Raw genomic sequence first — 19,324 nt, 5'->3', positions numbered from 1 at the left:
GTTCCGCGCAGTCAAGGCGTTCGGCCTTGCAACAAGAGGACGAGAGAATGCTTAACGTATTCGACATGCTGAAGACCGCCGCCGTGAACTATGCCCGCTACATCCAGACCCGGAACGAAATCGCCAACCTTCCGGCCGAGATCGCCCAGGACCTTGGCATCCTGCCGAGCGATGCCGAGCGGATCGCGCGCGAAGCCGTCTACGGCAAGGCTGCCTGAGCGCGGCCTGCCGGACGGATGCGGGGGCCTTCGGGCCCCTTTTGCATGTCAGCCGTATTTGCGGCCCAGGGCCTCGGCCACCGGCGGGGTGACGAACTTGGACACATCGCCCCCCAGCCGCGCGATTTCCTTGACCAGTTTCGACGCGATGGCCTGACGCCGGGCATCGGCCATCATGAACACCGTCTCGATCGAGGCATCGAGCGCCCGGTTCATCCCGACCATCTGGAACTCGTATTCGAAATCCGCCACCGCGCGCAGCCCGCGCACGATGATCCCCGCGCCCACGTCGCGGGCGCAGTCGATCAGCAGGTTCTCGAACGGATGCACCACGATCTCGCCGCCGGTGCGGGCCTGGATCGCGGCGCATTCGGCCTCGACCATGGCGACGCGCTCTTCCAGCGCGAAGAGCGGCGACTTGTCCCGGTTGATCGCCACGCCGATCACCAGCCGGTCGACCAGCGCCATGGCGCGCTGGATGATGTCGATATGACCCAGCGTGATCGGATCGAAGGTGCCGGGATATAGCCCGATGCGCATGGATCGCCCCCAAGTAACTGCCAGCGCACGCAACAATATTGCGCGGGCGGGCGCAAGGGAAATCCGGGGGTTCAGAAGCCCTTGATCATCCCTTCCAGCGCCTCCTTCTCGGCGCCAAGCTCCATCAGCCGGGCCTTGACCACGTCGCCGATCGAGATGAGGCCGACCATCTCCTCGCCCTCGATCACGGGCATGTGGCGGAAGCGGCCCTCGGTCATCCGGCCCAGCACCTGATCGGTGGTTTCCCCCCGGGTGCAGCCGATGATCTTCGCCGTCATCAGGCTTTCGACCGGATCGCCAAGGCAGGCCGCCCCGCGCCGCCCGATCTCGCGCACGATGTCGCGCTCGGACACGATGCCGGAGGCGCGCTTGCCATCGGGCGAGACGATCACCGCACCGATCCTGCGGCTGGACAGAAGTTCGGCGACGGACTGAACCGTGGAGCCCGGACGCACCGTGACCACGTCATCGTTACCCTTGGACTTGAGGATCTGCTGAACGAGCATCGGGACGGCCCCTCCTCCTGACCGGAGGTCAAGGGTCGGGCCGCAAAGGGGATTCTGTCAAGACTTGTTCCTCTTGCAGCAGGATCGACTCCAGCCGGGCCATCTCGGCCCGTGTCTCGCGGGTCAGCTGCTCGGCAAAGCGCGTCAGCCGGTCGGATCGGGCGTCGCTTTCGTGCCGGATCAGCCAGAACGCGCGGACGAGGCTGACCTGCCCGGTCAGGATCCGGGTGACGCCGGGGGCGGCCGGCAGCGAGAAGTCATGCACCACGCCGACCCCCGCCCCGGTCCGCAGCCAGTTGAGCTGGACCGAGACCGAGTTCGAGGTCAGCCGGGCCGGGCCGACCCCGATCTCGGCCAGATAGTCCAGTTCCTTGTCGAAGATCATGTCGGGGATATAGCCGATGATCCGATGCGCCTTGAGGTCGGCGGCGTCGCGGATCGGCGGGACACGGGCAAGATAGTCGCGGCTGGCGGCCAGGTGCAGGCCGTAGTCGGTCAGCTTCTGCACCGTGAGCCGCCCGGCCTCGGGGCGGGAGACCGCGATCGCCATGTCGGCCTCGCGCTTCGAGAGGTTGAAGACGCGGGGAAGCGCCACGATCTGCACCTCCAGCCCCGGATTGGCGTCGCAGATCCGGGCCAGGACCTGCGGCAGTAGGTAGTTCGCGCAGCCGTCCGGCGCGCCAAGGCGGATGAGCCCGGTCAGCCCGCCGGGGCCGGAGAGGCTTTCCCCGGCCGCGAGCGCAGCGCGTTCCGCCCGTTCGGCATGGGGCAGAAGCCGGGCGCCCTCCTCGGTCAGGGCATAGCCCTGCGGGGACTTGGCGAAGAGCCGCGCCTGGGTCGCCTCCTCCAGCCGCGCGATGCGGCGGCCGACGGTGGCCGGGTCGATCTTCAGCCGCTTTCCGGCCGCCGAAAGGCTTTCCGTGCGGGCCACCGCCAGAAAGACGCGCAGGTCGTCCCAGTCCATCACCCTTTCACCTCGGCGAACAGCGCCTGCCATTGTGCAATGGCCGAAGGATGGCCGAAGTCGCGCGCCAGCCTTGCCCGCGCCGCCTGCCCCATCCGGTCGCGCAGGCCGGGATCAGAGAGCAGGAGATCCACCTTCGCCGCTGCCCCGGCGGTATCTCCCGCCGGCAGGATGAAGCCTGTCACCTTGTCCTCGATCAGCGCGCGCATCCCCGGCATGTCATAGGCAACCACCGGCAGGGCCGCCGCCATCGCCTCCATCACCGACTTCGACAGGCCCTCGGGATGGGTCGAGGGGAAGAGGTAGACGGAGGCACCCGACAGCCGTCCCGGCAGGTCGTCGTTCCTGGCCGGTCCGGGAGTGGTTACCCGCGCCTGCACGCCATGCTTCGCCGCCCGCGCCACCATTGCCTTCTGCACCCTCGAATTGGCGGGGCCTATTACTTCCAACACTGCGTCGCCCTTCGCGCTGGCGAGGATGTCGATCATGTCGATCACACCCTTGTCCCAGGTCAGCCGCCCTACATTCACTAGCCTCGGCGGCTGCTCCACCGGGCGATCCGCCGCGATATAGGGTTCCAGATCAAAGCCATAGGGGATGAAGCGGGTGTTCGGAGGGTTCCACCAGTTCACGCGCCGCAGCGCCTGCGCCAAGGCCGGAGAGTTGCAGACCACCACCGCGGCGCGTTGCAGGCACTGGCGATAGATCCGGTGCTTGCGTGCGGCCATGAGGGCGAAGGGCTTCTCCAGAAGTCCGCGCAACCTAGGCAGCTTGCGGTCCAGCTGGTGCAGCCAGCGTGGATAGGTGCCCTCGTGCATGATCAGCGGGACGGTCGCCGCATGCGCGCTTTGCGACAGGAAACCCCAGACCGAAGGTCCCCGCCCGAAGACCAGATCGAACGGCTTCTCGGCATGCAGGCGGTCGAATTCGGCGGCCGTAGCCTTGCAGAAGCTGTCGTCCACCCGGCGCGGCGCCAGATAGTGTACATCGGCGATGCCTTCCTGCCGCCGCCCCGGCGATCCATCCGGCAGCGCGGTGGTCAGCGACACGACCTCGATGCCAAGCTCCGAGAAGACCGGGGTCAGGACGCCCACGAGGCTGGGATAGAAATCGCGGTGCGCGCCCATGATCCGGGAAAAAGTGCAGATTCTCATGCGGCCCCCTTTTGCAATTTCGCAAAATCTTCTGGGACTATTGTCGCTTTATATTGCGCGACCGCAAGGTTAGACAGGGCGGGAACTTTCCAAGAGGGTTTCCATGCAAGAGATCGGACACTGGATCAACGGCAAGCTGGTCGCGGGCACTTCGGGCCGCTTCAGCGACATCTACAACCCTGCCACCGGCGAAGTGCAGGCCCGCGTCGCGCTGGCCACCCCCGGCGAGCTGGATCATGCCATCCAGGAGGCCGCCAAGGCGCAGGTCGGCTGGGCCGCCACCAACCCGCAGCGCCGCGCCCGGGTGATGATGGCCTTCGGGGCGCTGATCAACGAGAACATGGACAAGCTGGCCGAACTGGTCGCCCGTGAACACGGCAAGACCATCCCCGACGCCAAGGGCGACGTGCAGCGGGGCCTTGAGGTGATCGAGGTCTGCATGGGCGCCCCCGCCATGCTGAAGGGCGAGATGATGGACAGCGCGGGCCCTGGCATCGACCTTTACGCCATGCGCCAACCCCTTGGCGTCGTTGCCGGAATCACGCCGTTCAACTTCCCGGCCATGATCCCGCTGTGGAAGATCGGCCCCGCGCTCTCCTCGGGCAACGCCATGATCCTGAAACCGTCGGAGCGGGTGCCCTCGACCTCGCTTTTCCTCGCCGAACTCCTGCAACAGGCGGGCCTGCCGGATGGCGTGTTGCAGGTGGTGAACGGCGACAAGGAAGTGGTGGACGGCATCCTTGACCATCCGGTGATCCAGGGCGTCGGCTTCGTCGGCTCCACCCCGATCGCGCAGTACATCTATGGCCGCGCGGCCAGCAACGGCAAGCGGGCGCAGTGCTTCGGTGGCGCCAAGAACCACATGATCATCATGCCGGACGCCGACCTCGACAAGGCGGCGGACGCGCTGGTCGGCGCGGGCTATGGCGCGGCGGGCGAACGCTGCATGGCGATCTCGGTCGCCGTTCCGGTCGGCGAGAAGACGGCGGATGCGCTGATCGAGCGGCTGATCCCGCGGATCGAGAAGTTGAAGGTCGCCCCCTATACCGCTGGAAACGATGTGGATTTCGGGCCGCTGATCACCCGCCAGGCGCAGGAGCGGGTCAAGGGCCTGATCACCTCGGGCGTCGAACAGGGCGCGAAGCTGGTGGTCGACGGGCGCGACCTGAAGATCCAGGGCTATGAGAACGGCTTTTTCGTCGGCGCGACGCTGTTCGACAACGTCACCCCCGAGATGGACATCTACAAGCAGGAGATCTTCGGGCCGGTCCTGTCGACCGTGCGGATGCCGTCCTACAATGACGCGTTGAAGCTGGTGATGGACAACGAATACGGCAATGGCACCGCGATCTTCACCGCCGACGGCGACACCGCGCGCGACTTCGCCAGCCGGGTCAATGTCGGCATGGTCGGGATCAACTTCCCGATCCCGGTGCCCCTGTCCTATTTCAGCTTCGGCGGCTGGAAACGCTCGGCCTTCGGCGACCTGAACCAGTACGGGCCGGACGCCTTCCGCTTCTACACCAAGACCAAGACCGTCACGGCGCGCTGGTTCTCGGGCATCAAGGAAGGTGCCAGCCTGAACTTCAAGGCGCTGGACTGACACTGTCGGGCGCGGTTTCCCTGCGGAACCGCGCCCGCACCTTTCGCGTTCCCTCGCCGAACCGCCGGCGAGGTGCGACATGCGACCCCTCCTCCTATCGCTTCTGCTTCTGGGCCCGGCCGCGGCGGCGGCCGATTGCGGCTCGATCGTGCCCTCGGTCTGCGTCATGGCCGTGGACGACCTCTCCCCGGCGCCGAAGATGCTGAAGGTGAAACCCGGCGTGACGCCCTTTCTCGTGGGCGACAGGTTCCCGGTCGAGTCGCGCTCGCTGCTGCTGGACCCGGCGCGCTACGGGCTGGAACCCTCGGACGGCAGCTGGCGCTATTATGCGATGGCGGGGGTGGTCTACCGGATCGAGAACGGCACGGGCCTGGTGCTCGAGGTGATCCGAAGCCGCGGCACCTCCTATCTGCGCTGAGCCGGATCGGTGGAAAGCCGCCGAGGCAGGCCGGGCGTTCTGGAACCCGGGCGCGGGCATCGTCATCTACTTGCGAGTTAGAAGGAGGTCCCCATGACCCGCACCAGCCCCGTTCTCGCGCTGATCCTGGCGCTGACCGCCGCCTTCGTCCTCCCGGCCGAGGCGAAGAACAAGCATTGCCCGCCGGGCCTGGCCAAGAAGGACGTGCCTTGCGTGCCACCCGGGCAGGCAAAGAAGTGGGATCGCGCCGATCATGATCATGATCATGATCATGATGACGATTGGCACTGGCACGCCGGCGACCGGGTGCGCGGCGACTATGTTCTGATCCCGCGCTCAGAATGGGAGCGGCTGCGCCTGCGGGATTACCGCGACGGCAGCACCTACCTGCGGACCGACAACCAGATCTTCCGCGTCATGCGCGACACGCTGGTGGTGATCGAGGCCGTCCGCATCCTGGACCGCGTCCTGAACTGATCATTGCGGCAGGATGGGCAAATGCCCACCCTATTCGGCCGCGATCTTCCGCGGCTTCAGCAGGTCCTTCAGGTAGCGCCCGGTGTGGCTGGTCTCGACCTTCACGATCTCCTCGGGCGTGCCCGTCGCGACAATCTCGCCGCCGCCGTCGCCGCCTTCGGGGCCGATGTCGATCACCCAGTCGGCGGTCTTGACCACGTCCAGGTTGTGCTCGATCACAACCACCGTGTTGCCCTGTTCCACAAGGGAATGAAGCACTTCCAGCAGTTTCCTCACGTCCTCGAAATGCAGGCCGGTGGTCGGCTCGTCCAGGATATAGAGCGTCCGGCCCGTGGCCCGGCGGGAAAGTTCCTTCGACAGCTTCACCCGCTGCGCCTCGCCGCCTGACAGGGTCGTCGCCTGCTGGCCGACCTTGATGTAGCCAAGCCCCACCTCGACCAGCGCGTCCATCTTCTCGCGGATCGCGGGGACCGCCTGGAAGAACTCACGGGCGTCTTCGCAGGTCATGTCAAGAACGTCGGCGATGCTCTTGTTCTTGAACTTGATTTCCAGCGTCTCGCGGTTGTAGCGGTGGCCCTTGCAGGTCTCGCAGGTGACATAGACGTCCGGAAGGAAGTTCATCTCGATCTTCAGCACGCCGTCGCCCTGGCAGGCCTCGCAGCGGCCGCCCTTGACGTTGAAGCTGAACCGCCCCGGCCCATAGCCGCGCGCCTTCGATTCCGGCAGCCCGGCGAACCAGTCGCGGATCGGGGTGAAGGCCCCGGTGTAAGTGGCCGGATTCGAACGCGGAGTCCGGCCGATGGGGCGCTGGTCGATGTCGATCACCTTGTCCAGATGCTCGAAGCCCCTGATCGTCTCGCAGGGTGCCGGGGTCTCATGCGCGCCGTTCAGGCGCATAGCGGCGGTCTTGTAGAGCGTCTCGATGGTCAGCGAGGATTTGCCCCCGCCCGAAACGCCGGTCACGCAGACGAACTTGCCCAGGGGAAACTCTGCGGTGACGGATTTCAGGTTGTTCCCCGTCGCCCCGACCACCACGAGCTTCTTGCCGTTCCCCTTGCGCCGCACCTTCGGCACCGCGATCTCGCGCGTGCCGGAGAGATATTGCCCCGTCAGGCTGGCCGGGTCCGCCGCCACTTCTTGCGGCGTGCCGTGGCTGACCACCTGCCCGCCATGCACCCCGGCCCCCGGCCCCATGTCGAAGACATAATCCGCCTCGCGGATCGCGTCCTCGTCATGCTCCACCACCAGCACGGTGTTCCCCGCATCGCGCAGGTTCTTCAGCGTGGTGAGCAAGCGGTCATTGTCGCGCTGGTGCAGGCCGATGGAGGGTTCGTCCAGCACATAAAGCACGCCCGTCAGGCCCGAGCCGATCTGCGACGCCAGCCTGATCCGCTGTGATTCCCCGCCGGACAGCGTGCCCGCCGCGCGGCTCATCGTCAGGTAGTTCAGGCCGACATTCACAAGGAATCCAAGACGTTCGCGGATTTCCTTCAGAATCGCCCGCGCGATCTCGTTCTGCTGCTTGGTCAGGGTCGCCGCCACGCCTTCGACCCAGGCGAAAGCCTCGGTGATCGACATCTGCACCACCTGGCCGATGTGCAGCCCGGCAATCTTCACCGCCAGCGCCTCCGGCTTCAGCCGGTAGCCGCCGCAGGCCCCGCAGGCGCGGTTGGACTGGTAACGCTCCATTTCCTCACGCGACCAGGCAGAATCGGTCTCGCGGTAGCGGCGCTCCATGTTGGGGATGATGCCTTCATAGACCCGGCGGACCTGATAGACCCGCCCGCCCTCGTCATAGCGGAACTCGATCTCCTCGCCTTTCGAGCCGCGCAGGAACAGATCCTGCACCGCCTCGGGCAGATCCTTCCACTTGGCCTTCAGGTTGAAGCCATAGTGCTTCGACAATGCCTCCATCGTCTGGGTCAGGTAGGGCGATTTCGACTTGGCCCAGGGTGCGATGGCGCCTTGCAGCAGGGTCAGGTTCTGGTCGGGCACCACCAGGCGTTCATCGAAGAACAGCTCCACCCCCAGCCCGTCGCAGACCGGGCAGGCGCCGAAGGGGGCGTTGAAGCTGAACAGTCGCGGCTCGATCTCGGCGATGGTGAAGCCGCTGACCGGGCAGGCGAATTTCTCGGAATAGGTGATGCGCTGCGGCTCCTCGCCCTCTTTCGCATCGGCCAGTTCGATGACCGCAATCCCGTCCGCCAGGTTCAGCGCGGTGCGGAAGCTGTCGGCGAGCCGCGTCTCGATCCCCTCGCGCACCACGATCCGGTCCACCACCACGTCGATGTTGTGGCGGAACTTCTTGTCCAGAACCGGCGGCTCCTCCAGCTCATGGAAGGCCCCGTTGACCTTGACGCGCTGGAAGCCCTGCTTGCGCAGGTCGAGGAATTCCTTCTTGTATTCGCCCTTCCGGTCCCGGACGATGGGCGCCAGCAGATAGGCCCGCGTCCCCTCCGCCATCGCCATGACCGCGTCCACCATGTCCTGCACCTGCATCGCGGTGATCGGCAGGCCGGTCGCGGGGGAATAGGGCGTGCCGACGCGGGCGAAAAGCAGGCGCAGGTAGTCGTAGATCTCGGTCACCGTGCCGACGGTGGAGCGCGGGTTCTTCGAGGTGGTCTTCTGCTCGATGGAGATGGCGGGGGAAAGGCCGGAGATATGATCGACGTCCGGCTTGCCCATCATGTCCAGGAACTGCCGGGCATAGGCGCTCAGCGACTCGACATAGCGCCGCTGGCCTTCCGCATAGATCGTGTCGAAGGCGAGGCTGGACTTGCCCGACCCCGAAAGCCCGGTGATCACCACCAGCTGGTCGCGCGGGATCGCGACGTCAACGCCCTTGAGGTTGTGTTCGCGCGCACCGCGCACCTCGATGAACTTCTGTTCGGCCATGGTCTACCCCAAAGGTGCAGGGGCAAGACATAGGACGGATCGGGCGAGTCTCCAACCGGAAAAAGTGAACGTAGAGTGAACGTGAGGCCGGGGCACGTCGGGCCTTTACCTTTTCACCTTCCAAGATATATAGGTGACAGATCAACCACGAGGTCACCATGTTCAATTTCCTTCGTCCGGGCCGGTCCGCCGCCCGTCCCGATGCCGCTGCCCTGTCGCGCGAGATTGCGGCCGGGCGGCTTGTGCTGATCGACGTGCGCGAGGTGGCCGAGGCACAGGCCTCGGGCCTGGCCGAGGGGGCGCGGCTGATCCCGCTGTCGCTGTTGCCGCTGAAATGCGATCCGCGCCAGCCCGGTTGCGAGCTACCGCAAGGGGTTCCGCTGGCGGTCTATTGCGCCGCTGGCGGGCGGTCGGGGATGGCGGCCGAGACGCTGCGGCGCATGGGCTACGGCGAGGTGACCAACCTTGGCGGCCTTGGCGACTGGGCGGCGGCGGGCGGAAAAGTGGTGCCCTTCACGCGCTGAAGTGATACCGCCGCGCGCGCTGCGCCTGGTGGATCGCAATTCCGAGGGCGCAGAGGATGACGGCGGACAGGGCCAGACCCGCCGGGCCAGTGGCGGCCAGCAGGGCGGCCAGGACCGGCGTGCCAGTGGTGGTGCCCAGGTTCCCCAGCTGCGCCACCGCCCCGGCAGCGCGGGCGCGGTCCTCGGCGCTGGCATTCAGTTCCGGGATCGCGGCAAAGCTTGCCCCCTGCACGATCCCGAGGGCGGCGGAGAGGAGGAAGCCTCCGGCCACCATTCCGGCCCCCTGCCCCCAGAACAGCCAGAGCAGCAGGAAGCCGGGCACCGCCAGCGCATAGCCCGCCTGCACCAGATGCACCGCGCTCATCCTTCCGAGGAGCCAGACCCCCAGGGTAAGCGAGACGGCGATGGAGACCAGCGGCATCCCGGCGGCGATCAGGGCGCGATGGCTCTCGGGCGTCGCGGGCGGCACCAGGGTCAGGAGCGCGACGTAGAGGAAGGTGTAGCAGCAAAAGCCCATGGCCGGGGCGGCGAGACGGGGCGAGGCGTAGATCATCGCATGTTGCGCCAAGAGGTTGCCCATCGGCAGCGCCGCGTGCCGGGGATCGGCGGGCAGCGTCAGGGCGAGGATCGCGGCCAGCGCGGCCATGTAGCCGGAATGGCCGAGGAACAGGCCGGTGGGCGCGACATGCGGGCCGATCAGGGCGAGGATCGCGTAGGTCACGCCGAAGAAGCTGGACCAGAGGGTCATCGCCAGCGGCCGGCGATGCTCGGGCGCGAGAGCGGCGATCATCGTGGGGCCGACGACGACGACGGCAAGATGGCTTGCGCCTTCGACGACGCGGCTGGCGAGCATCAGCGGATAGGACGGCAGCAGCGATTGCAGCGCGGACATGGCGGCGCCGGCGGCCAGCGCCGCGACGATGGCCCGGCGCGGGCCGATGCGGGCCACGAGGAGGCCCGCCGTGGTGCCGAAGACCAGCCCGACCATGCCGACGATCGAGACGACGAGGCCGAGGGCGACCTCGCCATTTCCGCCATAGGTCGCGCGCAAGGTCTCGTACAGGATCGAGATCTTGCCGAACTGGGCGGCGGCGCCAAGGCCGGCGCACCAGAGAAGAAGGACGAGGAGCATGGGGGGCAGCGGGCGCATGGCAGGGTGGTAGCCCGATCCGCGTCGCAATTCCAGCGGGTCCGGGGCTGACGTGCCGGCGCTTGCGCCCGCGCCGGATGCGCTCGTCGATGACTGCGTCACTCCTCGCCGGATGGCCGAGGAGGAGACGAAGTCGAACGAGGAGGCGGGATCAGATGTGCAAGGCGCGGCCGTAGGCGTCGAGGACGGCCTCGTGCATCATCTCGGACAGCGTCGGATGCGGGAAGACGGTGTTCATCAGGTCTTCCTCGGTCGTCTCCAGCGTGCGACCAACGACATAGCCCTGGATCAGCTCGGTCACTTCCGCGCCGATCATGTGGGCACCGAGCAGTTCGCCGGTCCTGGCGTCGAAGACGGTCTTCACCATGCCTTCGGGTTCGCCAAGCGCAATCGCCTTGCCGTTGCCGATGAAGGGGAAGCGGCCGACCTTGATCTCATGGCCCGCCTCTTTCGCCTTTGCCTCGGTCAGGCCCACGGATGCCACCTGCGGATGGCAATAGGTGCAGCCGGCGATGGAGTTCGGCTTGATCGGATGCGGGTGCTTCCCGGCGATGAGTTCGGCCACCATCACCCCCTCATGGCTGGCCTTGTGCGCCAGCCAGGGTGCCCCGGCGATGTCGCCGATGGCGTAAAGGCCGTCCACCCCGGTGCGGCAGAATTCGTCCGTGACCACATGGGTGCGGTCGATCTTCACGCCCAGGGCTTCCAGCCCCAGGTTTTCGACGTTGCCGACGATGCCCACGGCGGAAATCACCGTGTCGAAGTCCTGCGTCGTGACCTTGCCGTCCTGCTCGATATGCGCGGTGACGCCCTTGCCGGCATGGCGGTCCAGCTTCTTGACCGCAGCCTTCTCCAGGATCTTCATGCCCTGCTTGACGAAAGCCTTTTTCGCGAAGGCCGAGATTTCGGCGTCTTCGACCGGCAGGATGCGGTCCATCACTTCCACGACCGTGGTATCCGCGCCCAGCGTATTGAAGAAGCTGGCGAATTCGATGCCGATGGCGCCCGAGCCGATCACGAGGAGCTTCTTCGGCATCCGGCTGGCGACGAGGGCATGCTTGTAGGACCAGACCAGGTCGCCGTCCGCCTCCAGCCCCGGCAACTCGCGCGCCCGGGCGCCGGTGGCGAGGATGATCGACTTCGCGGTCAGTTCCTCGCTGCCCTTGTCGGTCTTGACCGCGACCACGCCCTGCTTCGGCAGCGTCGCAGCACCCATGAAGACGGTGACCTTGTTCTTCTTCATCAGATGGCCGATGCCGCCGGAAAGTTGCTTGGCCACGGCACGGCTGCGCGCGACGACGGCGGGAAGGTCATAGCCGATACCGTCGGCCTTCAGCCCGAAGTCCTTGGCGCGGTGCATCAGGTGGAAGACCTCGGCACTGCGCAGCAGCGCCTTGGTCGGGATGCAGCCCCAGTTCAGGCAGATGCCGCCCAGATGTTCCCGTTCGACGATTGCGACCTTGAGGCCCAACTGGCTGGCGCGGATGGCGGCGACATAGCCCCCCGGTCCGGCCCCGATCACGATCACGTCGAAGTTCTGGCTGGCCATCTTTCCCTCCCAAGAAAAGTAGTTTGCCCTTAAACCATTCCCCAAACCCAAGCAACAAAGGGCGCGCCGTGGCCCTATGCGTCCGGCGCATGGCTTTTCAGCCGGTTGACCACGGCGCTGTAGCCGCCCTGGTCGAGATAGGCCTGCTCCTCGGCGCTGCTTTTCCGCCCCAGTGCTTCGTTCCTTGTCGGGAAGCGGCCGTAGCGGTCGATGACCCATTGATGCGCGCGGGCGTGGAGGGCCATCTCGGGATCCAGGGCGAGCCGTTCGGTCATCAGCCGCACGGCAAGGGCCTGGTCCTGCGGATCCTCGGAATGTTCGAAGGGCATGTAGAAGAATTGCCGCTCGGGCTCGGGGGCGTTGAGGTCCCAGCCCTCGGCCAGCGCCTTGCGGGCGGCGGCGCGGGCCTGCGCATCGGTGGCGAAGGCCAGGGCGGTGCCGCGGTGGATGTTGCGCGGGATCTGGTCGGTCAGGATCAGATAGGCCAGCGTCCCGACCGTACCCTCGACCCAATGCTCAAGCCCGCCCTCGCGCGCGGCCTGCCAGAGGTCGGCAAAGCGGGCGCAGGCGAGGTCGATCTCCTCACCCCCGGCATACCAGCCCTTCCCGCCGATCTCGTGCAGCCAGAACTCCAGAACCTCGACCGGATCGGACATCGGCACCTCCCTGTTCCGGCAAAGCCTTGCAGGGAAAGCGCGCGGCCGCAACCGCTGATCTCAGGTCCGTTCCGCCTGCGCCTCGACCGAGGCCTCGTCCAGCACCGCGCCGACCGCGAGCGGCGAGGCGGTCGGGCTGACGCCCCGGAAGGCGCCGGTGACGACGGGCGTGGCGCGGCGGGTCATGCGCCAGGCGGCATAGGCGGCAAGCGCGACATAGAGGAGCGCGATGAACAGGAAGAAGCCGCGGGGGCCGACCGTCTCCATCATCCAGCCGGTGGCGGTGGGGCCGAAGATCGCGCCGACCCCGTTCAGGAAGATCAGCCCGGCCGAGGCGGCGGCCATCTGGTCGCGGCCGAGGAAGTCGTTGGTATAGGCGATGAGAAGGGCATAGATCGGGTTGGTGATCCCGCCCAGCAGCAGCGCCACTCCGATCAGCGCCGGAAAGGGAAGTGCGACGAAGGCCGGGACCAGCATGGTCAGCGCGGCCAGCGCCGCAAGCCCGGTGATCAGCTTGCGCCGGTCCATCCGGTCCGAGGCCCAGCCGATCGGATATTGCAGGACAAGGCCGCCGACATACATCGCGCCGACGAAGATCGAGATCTCGCGCACGCCCAGCCCCTCGCGCGCGCCCCAGACGGCGGCCATGCCGAACATGGCCGAGAAGACGCCCCCGGTCAGCAGCATCCCGAGGCAGCCGAGCGGCGAGATCTGGAACAGGTCGCGGAACGGCAGGCGGCGGGTGGTGTCGAAGGCCGGCGCGGGCGTGGGGGCCAGCAGGATCGGCATGAAGGCCAGCGAGACCAGCACCGAGGGGATGATGAACAGCGCAAAGCCCGAGTGGTCGGGCAGGTTCAGCAGCACCTGCGAGGCGATGATCCCCAGCATCTGCACGATCATGTAGGCCGAAAGCGCCTGGCCCCGCGTCTCGTTCGAGGCGGTGTTGTTCAGCCAGCTTTCGGCGGTGATGTAGATGCCGGAAAAGCAGAAGCCCGCAAGGACGCGCAGCGCGGTCCAGACGATCCAGTCGGGATAGACCGGGTAGATCACCAGGATCGCCGAGATCAGCGAGCCGAGGGCGGCGAAGACGCGGACATGGCCGACATGGCGGATCATCTGCGGCGCCGCGCGCGAGCCGAAGAGGAAGCCCAGGAAATAGGCCGCCATGACATAGGAGAGCTGGTAGGTCGTGAACCCCTCGGTATTGCCGCGGATGCCGAGGAGCGTGCCCTGGATCCCGTTGCCGACCATCAGCAGCATGATCCCGAGGAGAAGTGGCCAGGACTGGGAGAGGACCTTGAACATGGCGTGGGATGTCCGTCAGAGCGGCAGGTTGAAACGCGGCGCGAGCCAGGTGAGAAGGAAATAGAGCGCGACGGTCAGCGCCGCCCCCAGGCCAAGGGCCGGCCAGAAACCGATACCCTGCCGGATCAGCCAGGGCAGCAGCAGGAACATCGGCAGCGAGGGCAGGACATACCAGAAGGTCGCCTCGGCATGGGCGGCGATGCGGGCCGCGTCGGAGGTGTCGCGCCAGAGCCAGACCATCGCCAGGATCGAGACCAGCGGCAGCGAGGCGACCAGCGCCGCCACGGCCGGGGAGCGGCGGGCGATCTCGGAGATGGCGGCGATCAGCAGGCCGGAGAGGATGGCCTTGAGGGCGAAATAGCTCATCCCTGGGGCTCCGGGATCAGAAGCGAACTGTCGCCGTAAGAGAAGAAGCGATAGCCCGAACGGATGGCATGGTCGTAGATGCGGCGGATCCGCGTCTCGCCCATAAGCGCCGCGACAAGCATCACCAGCGTCGATTTCGGCAGGTGGAAATTGGTCATCAGCGCGTCGGTGACGCGAAAGCGGTAGCCGGGATAGATGAAGATGTCGGTCTCGCCTTCCCAGGGGTGCAGCAGGCCCGCTTCGTCGGCCGCGCTTTCGATCAGCCGCAGCGCGGTGGTGCCGACCGGGATCACCCTTCCCCCTGCCCGCCTGGTCGCGTTGATCTCATCCGCCGCCGCCGCCGTCACCCTGCCCCATTCGGCATGCATCCGGTGGGTGGTCACGTCCTGGACCTTGACCGGCAGGAAGGTGCCCGCGCCGACATGCAGGGTGACTTCGGTGAACTCCACCCCTTTCGCGGCCAGGGCATGCAGGAGGGATCCGTCGAAATGCAGCGAGGCGGTGGGCGCGGCGACGGCCCCGGCGTGGCGGGCAAAGACGGTCTGGTAGTCGGTGCGGTCCTGATCGTCGGCGGCGCGTTTCGCCGCGATATAGGGCGGCAGCGGCATTACCCCGGCCTCGGCCAGAGCCGTGTCGAAATCCGCGCCGGTCAGCGCGAAGGCGAGGGTCAGGTCGGTCTCGGATTTCTCGGCCACGGTGGCGGCGAGACGGTCGGAGAAGCGGATGACCTCGCCAGGCTGCACCTTGCGCAGGGGCTTGGCCAGCGCGCGCCAGCCTTGCGCGCGGGGCTCCAGCAGGGTGATTTCCACCCTGGCCACGGCTTCGCCGCGCTGGCGGGTTCCGAAAAGACGCGCAGGGATCACGCGGGTATTGTTCAGCACCAGCCGGTCGCCGGGGCGCAGGATGTCGATCAGGTCGCAAACCCGCCGGTCGCTGATCCGGTCGCCCTCGGCCAGCAAGAGCCGGGCAGCGGTGCGCGGCCGGGCCGGGCGGGTGGCGATCAGCGCCTCGGGCAGGGGAAAGTCGAAATCGTCAAGCTTCATCCGGCGTCCTTCAGGTTGGGGGGCGCGCGGCGGAAGATCTCGCGGAACATGCCGGGGGTGAAGACGGAAAGCGGGTTGACCGAGACCACCGGATTGTCGGCCGTGCCGGTGAGCCGGTAGTTGAAGCCGAAGAGCCCCTCGCCGGGGCGCGAGAAGATCTGGCCCACGCCATTCACCAGATAGATCGGCGAGACCACCCCCTGCAGGTCCAGACGCGCCCCGGCGGTCCGATAGAGACCGGCAAAGGAAATGCCAAGCGAGGCCCCGACGGCCGAGCCTTGCGTGATCTCGACCGCGTCCGGGGTCAGGATGAAGCGGACCTCGCCGTTGTTGAAGGCAAGCCCCTCGCCGCCCATCTGCTCCAGCAGGCCCACGACCGAGATCGCGGAGAGGAGTTCCGCCAGCGCGGGCGCGCCCTGCACCCGCATCCGGCTGAAGGTGGCGGTGCCGTTGTAATGCCCGGCAGTCCCGCGCGGAAACAGGCTCATGTCCAGCTCTCCGCCCCGGCCCTTGTCGAAGATGCCCGCCGCCGCCATGACGGTGCCCGCATTGTCCGATGTGATGCGGAAGGCGCTGCCGCCTTCGGCCGGGGCGACGACGCCGCGGATCTGGCCCTGGCCGTTGACCCCGGCGCTGAAGCTGCCGTTCATGCCGCCGCGCGGGCTGAAGCTGCCGCGAAAGCCGGTCAGGCTGATCCCCTCGCTGAGGACGAGCCGGTCAAGGGCCAGGTCGATCGGCCCGCCGCCACCAGTGTCGCCCTTGCCCGCCGGCATGGCGCGGATGTCAAGCCGCCCGCCGGTCACCGCCACATCCAGCGCGGCCCCCCTGCCCTTGCCGGTCAGCACCACCGGCGCGTCCAGCCAGCCGCCCGCCTGCACGCGCGAGAAGCGCGCCTCCTTCAGCCCGCCGCCCTCGGTCGTGGTAATCGTCCCCTCGGCGGTCAGACCGGGGGCCTTGAGGACAATGCGCTCGACCACCGGCTCCCGCGAAAGCCGGGCCTCGAGGTCAAGCGTTGCGCGGGTCTTCGCGCCCTTGGTCCAGCCAAGCGCGTCCAGCCGCAGGCCAAGCCCGGCAAGGTTCGAGACCAGCGTCAGCTGCGGCGGCTGGCCGGCAACCAGCGCGATGTCGATGGCGGCCGGCCCCTCGCCGCTGACCGAGCCGGCGGGAAGTTCGATGCCGAGATCGCGCAGGGCTCCGTTCGAGAGCATGACCGTTCCGTTGACCCGTGCGCGGCCCTTCTGTTCCGGCCCGAAGCCCTGCAGATAGGTCAGGTCCACCGGCATCGCGTCAAGCAGCCCCTGCCCCGAGAGGCTGAGCCCGTCGGTGTCGACGGCGACGGCAACCTCGGGGGCGGTCAGGATCCGGCCCGGCACCAGCGAGGGCGAGGTGAAATCGACGATCCGGCCAGTGACGGTGAAATCCACATCCTCCAGCGTGATCCGGGCTTTCAGCGGCATAGTGAGCGTGGTCTGCAACTCGGCCCGCCCGTCGCCCAGGTTCACCGGCTGGCCGGCCTTGGAGAAGAAGCTGAACGGCGGCTGGTCAAGAAGCGAAAGCGTCGCGGTCAGCGGCGAGGCGGTGACAAGGTCGATCTTCGCGGTCGCGGGGCGCTGGGTGATGTCGGCGATCTGGAAGACCGAGCCGTCGGCCTCGATCCGCCCGCCCTCGGGCGGCAGGACATGGCCCTGGTCAAGTTTCACGGTATAGGTCAGGTTCTCCAGCGTGGCATGGCCGCGCGCCTCAAGCACTGGCGGCAGGGTGCGGACGAAGCGGACCTCGGCCTCGGAGAACTCGTAGCCCAGGCTGAAGCGCGGGGCGCTGCCGGGGGTCAGGCGCAGGCCGGCGCGGACATTGCTGAGCGTCGCGTCGCCGACGTTTTCGGCGAACCATTGCCGGGTCTTGGGCACGGCCGACAGCGGCCAGATCTTCAGAAGCCGGTCCGAGTCGATCCGGTCGAGATCGACATCCAGCCCGCCCTTCCAGCCCTCGGGCGTGATGCTCACGTCGCCGGAGAGCAGCAGCCGCTCACCCGCCTCGACCAGCGCCAGCTGGCCGATCTCCAGCCGGAACGGGTCAAGCCGGAACCGCAGGTCAAGCGCGCCCTGGCTGAAACGGACCGGCTCGGAGAACAGGCCCTCGGGGTCGACCATCACCTCGGAAAAGGCGATCTGTCCCAGGATGGTCTGCGGCAGCTCGTCCGGCCCGATCGCCGCACCGGTCGCATCCTGCAGGTCGCCCAGCCCCGTCGCCTTCAGCCGCAGCGAGGGGCTTTCGACGGAAAGCCCGGTCATGTGGATCCGCCCCGGTCCGGGATCAAAGCGCAGGCCCAGCGAGGCGCGGTCGAAGGGCACGGGATTTGCGCCCTCGCCGGGGGCAAGGCTGCCCGCGCCGAGGTCAAGCTGGGCAGTCAGGCCGGTCAGCGCACCCTCGGCGTCGATGCCGCCCTGCAGCGCGCCCGAGATCGGGGCCTGGATGAACTTCAGCCAGGCCAGCGGCGGGGCCATGGCGGCAAGGTCGCGGGCGCGCATCCGCTCCACCGTCGCCGCCATCCGGGCCGCGCCGCCCGAGCGGTCCACCACCAGCGTCACCAGCGCCTGCGCCGGTTCGGTCCCGTCCAGCAGCGTCAGCGCCAGTTCCGCCGCGACCTCGTCCTGCCGGTTCTCGATCGTGAGGCGGCCGTCGCCCAGCTGCCAGCGCCGGTTGGCGCGGGCGTCGGTGAGGGTGAGGCTCAGGCCCTCGACCTCGACCGTGGCAAGGCTGGCGAGCGCGGGCGTGGTGAACAGGCGGCCGATGATGTCCAGCACCTCGCCCAGGGTTTTCGGCCCGCCCGAGCCGAACTGCAGGTCGATCCGACCCTCGGCATCCCGGCGCACCGCCAGCCGCGCCCCCACCAGCCGCAGCGAGCTGGGCCGCAGCTTGCCGGTCAGCGCGGCCGATGGATCCAGCGCCAGATGCGCCTCGGGAAGCGAGAGGATCGACCGGCCGTCGCGGTCGATCAGGCGCAGGTCCTCCAGCCGGAAGCGGGGGAAGAAGTCGTGGTCCACCGCCAGTTCGACCGAACCCACCGCCACCGCCGCGCCCTTCGGCAGCCGTTCGGCGACGAGACCCCGGTTCAGCCGGCCCTCGATCTCGGCCACGGCCCAGGTCGGCAGGCGCAGCGCCGCGCCGGTATAGGCCAGCGTCAGATAGCCGAAGCCCAGGGCCAGCGCGACAAGGGTGAAAAGGACGGTCAGGCTGATCCCGCCGCGGCGCCTGCGCGACAGACGGCGCCGCGGCCCGGTCGCGGCTGCGGCCTGGTCCCGGTTCCCGTCGTCCGCCCCGTCCGGCCCAGTCTCCCCGGGTTCCATCGCGGCACCTGCGTCCTGCATCCGGCCCTGGCGCCTTTTCCTTGTTGTTCTGCCCGCTACATCTTTCGCCGAAAGCGCCGGGATGCGAAAGTCACAAACCCTGACAAGGCAAGGAGCCGCCCATGATTTCCGAAGGAAGCACCGCCCCCGATTTCACCCTGCCCCGCGATGGCGGCGCGTCGGTCACCCTCTCGGCGCTGCGGCCGGGCAAGGTGGTGCTGTATTTCTACCCCAAGGACGACACGCCGGGCTGCACGCTGGAGGCGCAGGACTTCAACGCCCGCCTGGCCGATTTCGCGGCCGCCGGGGTGACGGTGATCGGCATCTCGAAGGACAGCGTGAAAAGCCATGACAAGTTCTGCGCCAGGCACGGCCTGGGGATCGTCCTGGCCTCGGACGAGGGCGGGACGACCTGCGAGGATTACGGCGTCTGGGGCGAGAAAAGCATGTATGGCAAGACCTTCATGGGGATCACGCGGGCGACCTTCCTGATCGACGGCGCGGGCAAGGTGGCGCGGGTCTGGCCCAAGGTCAGCGTCAAGGGCCATGCCGACGAGGTGCTGGCGGCGGCGCGGGCGCTGTGACATAGGGGCGACGCAAATTCCTTCG

Annotated in this window: 18 protein-coding genes; 6 read left to right on the top strand and 12 right to left on the bottom strand. The window is 67.6% G+C overall.

Going from position 1 to position 19,324, the window contains the following annotated elements; translation table 11 throughout:
- Window positions 1-47 precede the first annotated feature (47 nt).
- Window positions 48-218: a DUF1127 domain-containing protein gene (locus ACE3UA_RS13860; RefSeq protein WP_374646081.1), complete on the top strand. Its 171-nt coding sequence runs from the start codon at window positions 48-50 to the stop codon at window positions 216-218.
- Window positions 219-266: 48 nt separating this feature from the next.
- Here the strand turns inward: ACE3UA_RS13860 and coaD are convergent, their stop codons facing one another.
- The 4 genes from coaD to ACE3UA_RS13840 all read right to left on the bottom strand — a co-directional run bounded on the left by coaD (window position 267) and on the right by ACE3UA_RS13840 (window position 3,382).
- Window positions 267-758: a pantetheine-phosphate adenylyltransferase gene (coaD, locus tag ACE3UA_RS13855; protein ID WP_374646079.1), complete on the bottom strand. Its 492-nt coding sequence runs from the start codon at window positions 756-758 to the stop codon at window positions 267-269.
- 71 nt (window positions 759-829) lie between these two features.
- A complete protein-coding gene (locus ACE3UA_RS13850) occupies window positions 830-1,264 on the bottom strand; it encodes a CBS domain-containing protein (protein ID WP_374646077.1) in 435 nt (144 codons plus the stop codon).
- A 28-nt stretch (window positions 1,265-1,292) separates the two neighbouring features.
- Window positions 1,293-2,228, bottom strand: a complete 936-nt coding sequence (locus ACE3UA_RS13845) for a LysR family transcriptional regulator (protein WP_374646075.1) — start codon at window positions 2,226-2,228, stop codon at window positions 1,293-1,295.
- Window positions 2,228-3,382 (bottom strand): glycosyltransferase family 4 protein, encoded by a 1,155-nt coding sequence (locus ACE3UA_RS13840; protein WP_374646073.1) that lies wholly within the window; start codon window positions 3,380-3,382, stop codon window positions 2,228-2,230. The genes ACE3UA_RS13845 and ACE3UA_RS13840 overlap by 1 nt, the downstream gene beginning before the upstream one ends.
- 103 nt (window positions 3,383-3,485) lie before the next feature.
- Here ACE3UA_RS13840 and ACE3UA_RS13835 point away from each other — a divergent pair, with 103 nt between their 5' ends.
- The 3 genes from ACE3UA_RS13835 (at window position 3,486) to ACE3UA_RS13825 (ending at window position 5,880) form a co-directional block, all read left to right on the top strand.
- Window positions 3,486-4,985, top strand: a complete 1,500-nt coding sequence (locus ACE3UA_RS13835; RefSeq protein WP_374646071.1) for a CoA-acylating methylmalonate-semialdehyde dehydrogenase — start codon at window positions 3,486-3,488, stop codon at window positions 4,983-4,985.
- 79 nt (window positions 4,986-5,064) lie between these two features.
- On the top strand, window positions 5,065-5,403 hold the full coding sequence (locus ACE3UA_RS13830; RefSeq protein WP_374646069.1) for a hypothetical protein: 339 nt from the start codon (window positions 5,065-5,067) through the stop codon (window positions 5,401-5,403).
- A gap of 93 nt (window positions 5,404-5,496) precedes the next feature.
- The gene (locus tag ACE3UA_RS13825; protein WP_374646067.1) at window positions 5,497-5,880 is read left to right on the top strand and encodes an excinuclease ABC subunit A; all 384 of its coding nucleotides are present in this window, start codon (window positions 5,497-5,499) and stop codon (window positions 5,878-5,880) included.
- 30 nt (window positions 5,881-5,910) lie between these two features.
- Here the strand turns inward: ACE3UA_RS13825 and uvrA are convergent, their stop codons facing one another.
- A complete protein-coding gene (gene uvrA / locus ACE3UA_RS13820) occupies window positions 5,911-8,775 on the bottom strand; it encodes an excinuclease ABC subunit UvrA (protein ID WP_374646065.1) in 2,865 nt (954 codons plus the stop codon).
- Between the two features lie 158 nt (window positions 8,776-8,933).
- On the opposite strand from uvrA, the gene ACE3UA_RS13815 reads away from it, so the two are divergent.
- The gene (locus ACE3UA_RS13815) at window positions 8,934-9,299 is read left to right on the top strand and encodes a rhodanese-like domain-containing protein (RefSeq protein ID WP_374646063.1); all 366 of its coding nucleotides are present in this window, start codon (window positions 8,934-8,936) and stop codon (window positions 9,297-9,299) included.
- On the opposite strand, the gene ACE3UA_RS13810 is transcribed toward ACE3UA_RS13815, so the two are convergent.
- From ACE3UA_RS13810 to ACE3UA_RS13780, 7 genes are all read right to left on the bottom strand, one after another.
- Window positions 9,289-10,431 (bottom strand): MFS transporter, encoded by a 1,143-nt coding sequence (locus ACE3UA_RS13810; protein ID WP_374646061.1) that lies wholly within the window; start codon window positions 10,429-10,431, stop codon window positions 9,289-9,291. The two genes, ACE3UA_RS13815 and ACE3UA_RS13810, sit on opposite strands and share 11 nt — an antisense overlap.
- Before the next feature lie 169 nt (window positions 10,432-10,600).
- Window positions 10,601-11,998, bottom strand: a complete 1,398-nt coding sequence (lpdA, locus tag ACE3UA_RS13805; protein ID WP_374646059.1) for a dihydrolipoyl dehydrogenase — start codon at window positions 11,996-11,998, stop codon at window positions 10,601-10,603.
- Window positions 11,999-12,072: 74 nt separating this feature from the next.
- Complete coding sequence (locus ACE3UA_RS13800; RefSeq protein WP_374646057.1) at window positions 12,073-12,654, bottom strand: DUF924 family protein; 582 nt, start codon at window positions 12,652-12,654, stop codon at window positions 12,073-12,075.
- A 60-nt stretch (window positions 12,655-12,714) separates the two neighbouring features.
- Window positions 12,715-13,959 (bottom strand): MFS transporter, encoded by a 1,245-nt coding sequence (locus ACE3UA_RS13795; RefSeq protein WP_374646055.1) that lies wholly within the window; start codon window positions 13,957-13,959, stop codon window positions 12,715-12,717.
- 15 nt (window positions 13,960-13,974) lie between these two features.
- Complete coding sequence (locus ACE3UA_RS13790; RefSeq protein WP_374646053.1) at window positions 13,975-14,325, bottom strand: DUF3147 family protein; 351 nt, start codon at window positions 14,323-14,325, stop codon at window positions 13,975-13,977.
- Window positions 14,322-15,368 (bottom strand): tRNA preQ1(34) S-adenosylmethionine ribosyltransferase-isomerase QueA, encoded by a 1,047-nt coding sequence (gene queA / locus ACE3UA_RS13785; protein ID WP_374646051.1) that lies wholly within the window; start codon window positions 15,366-15,368, stop codon window positions 14,322-14,324. The genes ACE3UA_RS13790 and queA overlap by 4 nt, the downstream gene beginning before the upstream one ends.
- Window positions 15,365-18,715: a hypothetical protein gene (locus ACE3UA_RS13780; protein WP_374646049.1), complete on the bottom strand. Its 3,351-nt coding sequence runs from the start codon at window positions 18,713-18,715 to the stop codon at window positions 15,365-15,367. The genes queA and ACE3UA_RS13780 overlap by 4 nt, the downstream gene beginning before the upstream one ends.
- A 122-nt stretch (window positions 18,716-18,837) precedes the next feature.
- On the opposite strand from ACE3UA_RS13780, the gene ACE3UA_RS13775 reads away from it, so the two are divergent.
- Window positions 18,838-19,299: a peroxiredoxin gene (locus tag ACE3UA_RS13775; RefSeq protein WP_374646047.1), complete on the top strand. Its 462-nt coding sequence runs from the start codon at window positions 18,838-18,840 to the stop codon at window positions 19,297-19,299.
- The last annotated feature ends 25 nt before the right edge of the window (window positions 19,300-19,324 follow it).

The sequence above is a fragment of the Tabrizicola sp. genome (assembly GCF_041919135.1).
Classification (GTDB): Bacteria; Pseudomonadota; Alphaproteobacteria; order Rhodobacterales; family Rhodobacteraceae; genus Tabrizicola.
The sequence above is the reverse complement of the archived record's forward strand: the minus strand, read 5'-3'. Positions and strand labels throughout refer to the sequence as shown.

Excerpts from the sequence above, each read along its gene's own strand:
- ACE3UA_RS13840 (WP_374646073.1), bottom strand. The coding sequence starts at position 3,382 with ATGAGAATCTGCACTTTTTCCCGGATCATGGGCGCGCACCGCGATTTC.
- ACE3UA_RS13850 (WP_374646077.1), bottom strand. The coding sequence starts at position 1,264 with ATGCTCGTTCAGCAGATCCTCAAGTCCAAGGGTAACGATGACGTGGTC.
- ACE3UA_RS13790 (WP_374646053.1), bottom strand. The coding sequence starts at position 14,325 with ATGAGCTATTTCGCCCTCAAGGCCATCCTCTCCGGCCTGCTGATCGCC.
- ACE3UA_RS13845 (WP_374646075.1), bottom strand. The coding sequence starts at position 2,228 with ATGGACTGGGACGACCTGCGCGTCTTTCTGGCGGTGGCCCGCACGGAA.
- queA (WP_374646051.1), bottom strand. The coding sequence starts at position 15,368 with ATGAAGCTTGACGATTTCGACTTTCCCCTGCCCGAGGCGCTGATCGCC.
- ACE3UA_RS13775 (WP_374646047.1), top strand. The coding sequence starts at position 18,838 with ATGATTTCCGAAGGAAGCACCGCCCCCGATTTCACCCTGCCCCGCGAT.
- ACE3UA_RS13860 (WP_374646081.1), top strand. The coding sequence starts at position 48 with ATGCTTAACGTATTCGACATGCTGAAGACCGCCGCCGTGAACTATGCC.
- ACE3UA_RS13780 (WP_374646049.1), bottom strand. The coding sequence starts at position 18,715 with ATGGAACCCGGGGAGACTGGGCCGGACGGGGCGGACGACGGGAACCGG.
- ACE3UA_RS13795 (WP_374646055.1), bottom strand. The coding sequence starts at position 13,959 with ATGTTCAAGGTCCTCTCCCAGTCCTGGCCACTTCTCCTCGGGATCATG.
- uvrA (WP_374646065.1), bottom strand. The coding sequence starts at position 8,775 with ATGGCCGAACAGAAGTTCATCGAGGTGCGCGGTGCGCGCGAACACAAC.
- ACE3UA_RS13815 (WP_374646063.1), top strand. The coding sequence starts at position 8,934 with ATGTTCAATTTCCTTCGTCCGGGCCGGTCCGCCGCCCGTCCCGATGCC.
- lpdA (WP_374646059.1), bottom strand. The coding sequence starts at position 11,998 with ATGGCCAGCCAGAACTTCGACGTGATCGTGATCGGGGCCGGACCGGGG.
- ACE3UA_RS13800 (WP_374646057.1), bottom strand. The coding sequence starts at position 12,654 with ATGTCCGATCCGGTCGAGGTTCTGGAGTTCTGGCTGCACGAGATCGGC.
- ACE3UA_RS13835 (WP_374646071.1), top strand. The coding sequence starts at position 3,486 with ATGCAAGAGATCGGACACTGGATCAACGGCAAGCTGGTCGCGGGCACT.
- ACE3UA_RS13830 (WP_374646069.1), top strand. The coding sequence starts at position 5,065 with ATGCGACCCCTCCTCCTATCGCTTCTGCTTCTGGGCCCGGCCGCGGCG.
- coaD (WP_374646079.1), bottom strand. The coding sequence starts at position 758 with ATGCGCATCGGGCTATATCCCGGCACCTTCGATCCGATCACGCTGGGT.
- ACE3UA_RS13825 (WP_374646067.1), top strand. The coding sequence starts at position 5,497 with ATGACCCGCACCAGCCCCGTTCTCGCGCTGATCCTGGCGCTGACCGCC.
- ACE3UA_RS13810 (WP_374646061.1), bottom strand. The coding sequence starts at position 10,431 with ATGCTCCTCGTCCTTCTTCTCTGGTGCGCCGGCCTTGGCGCCGCCGCC.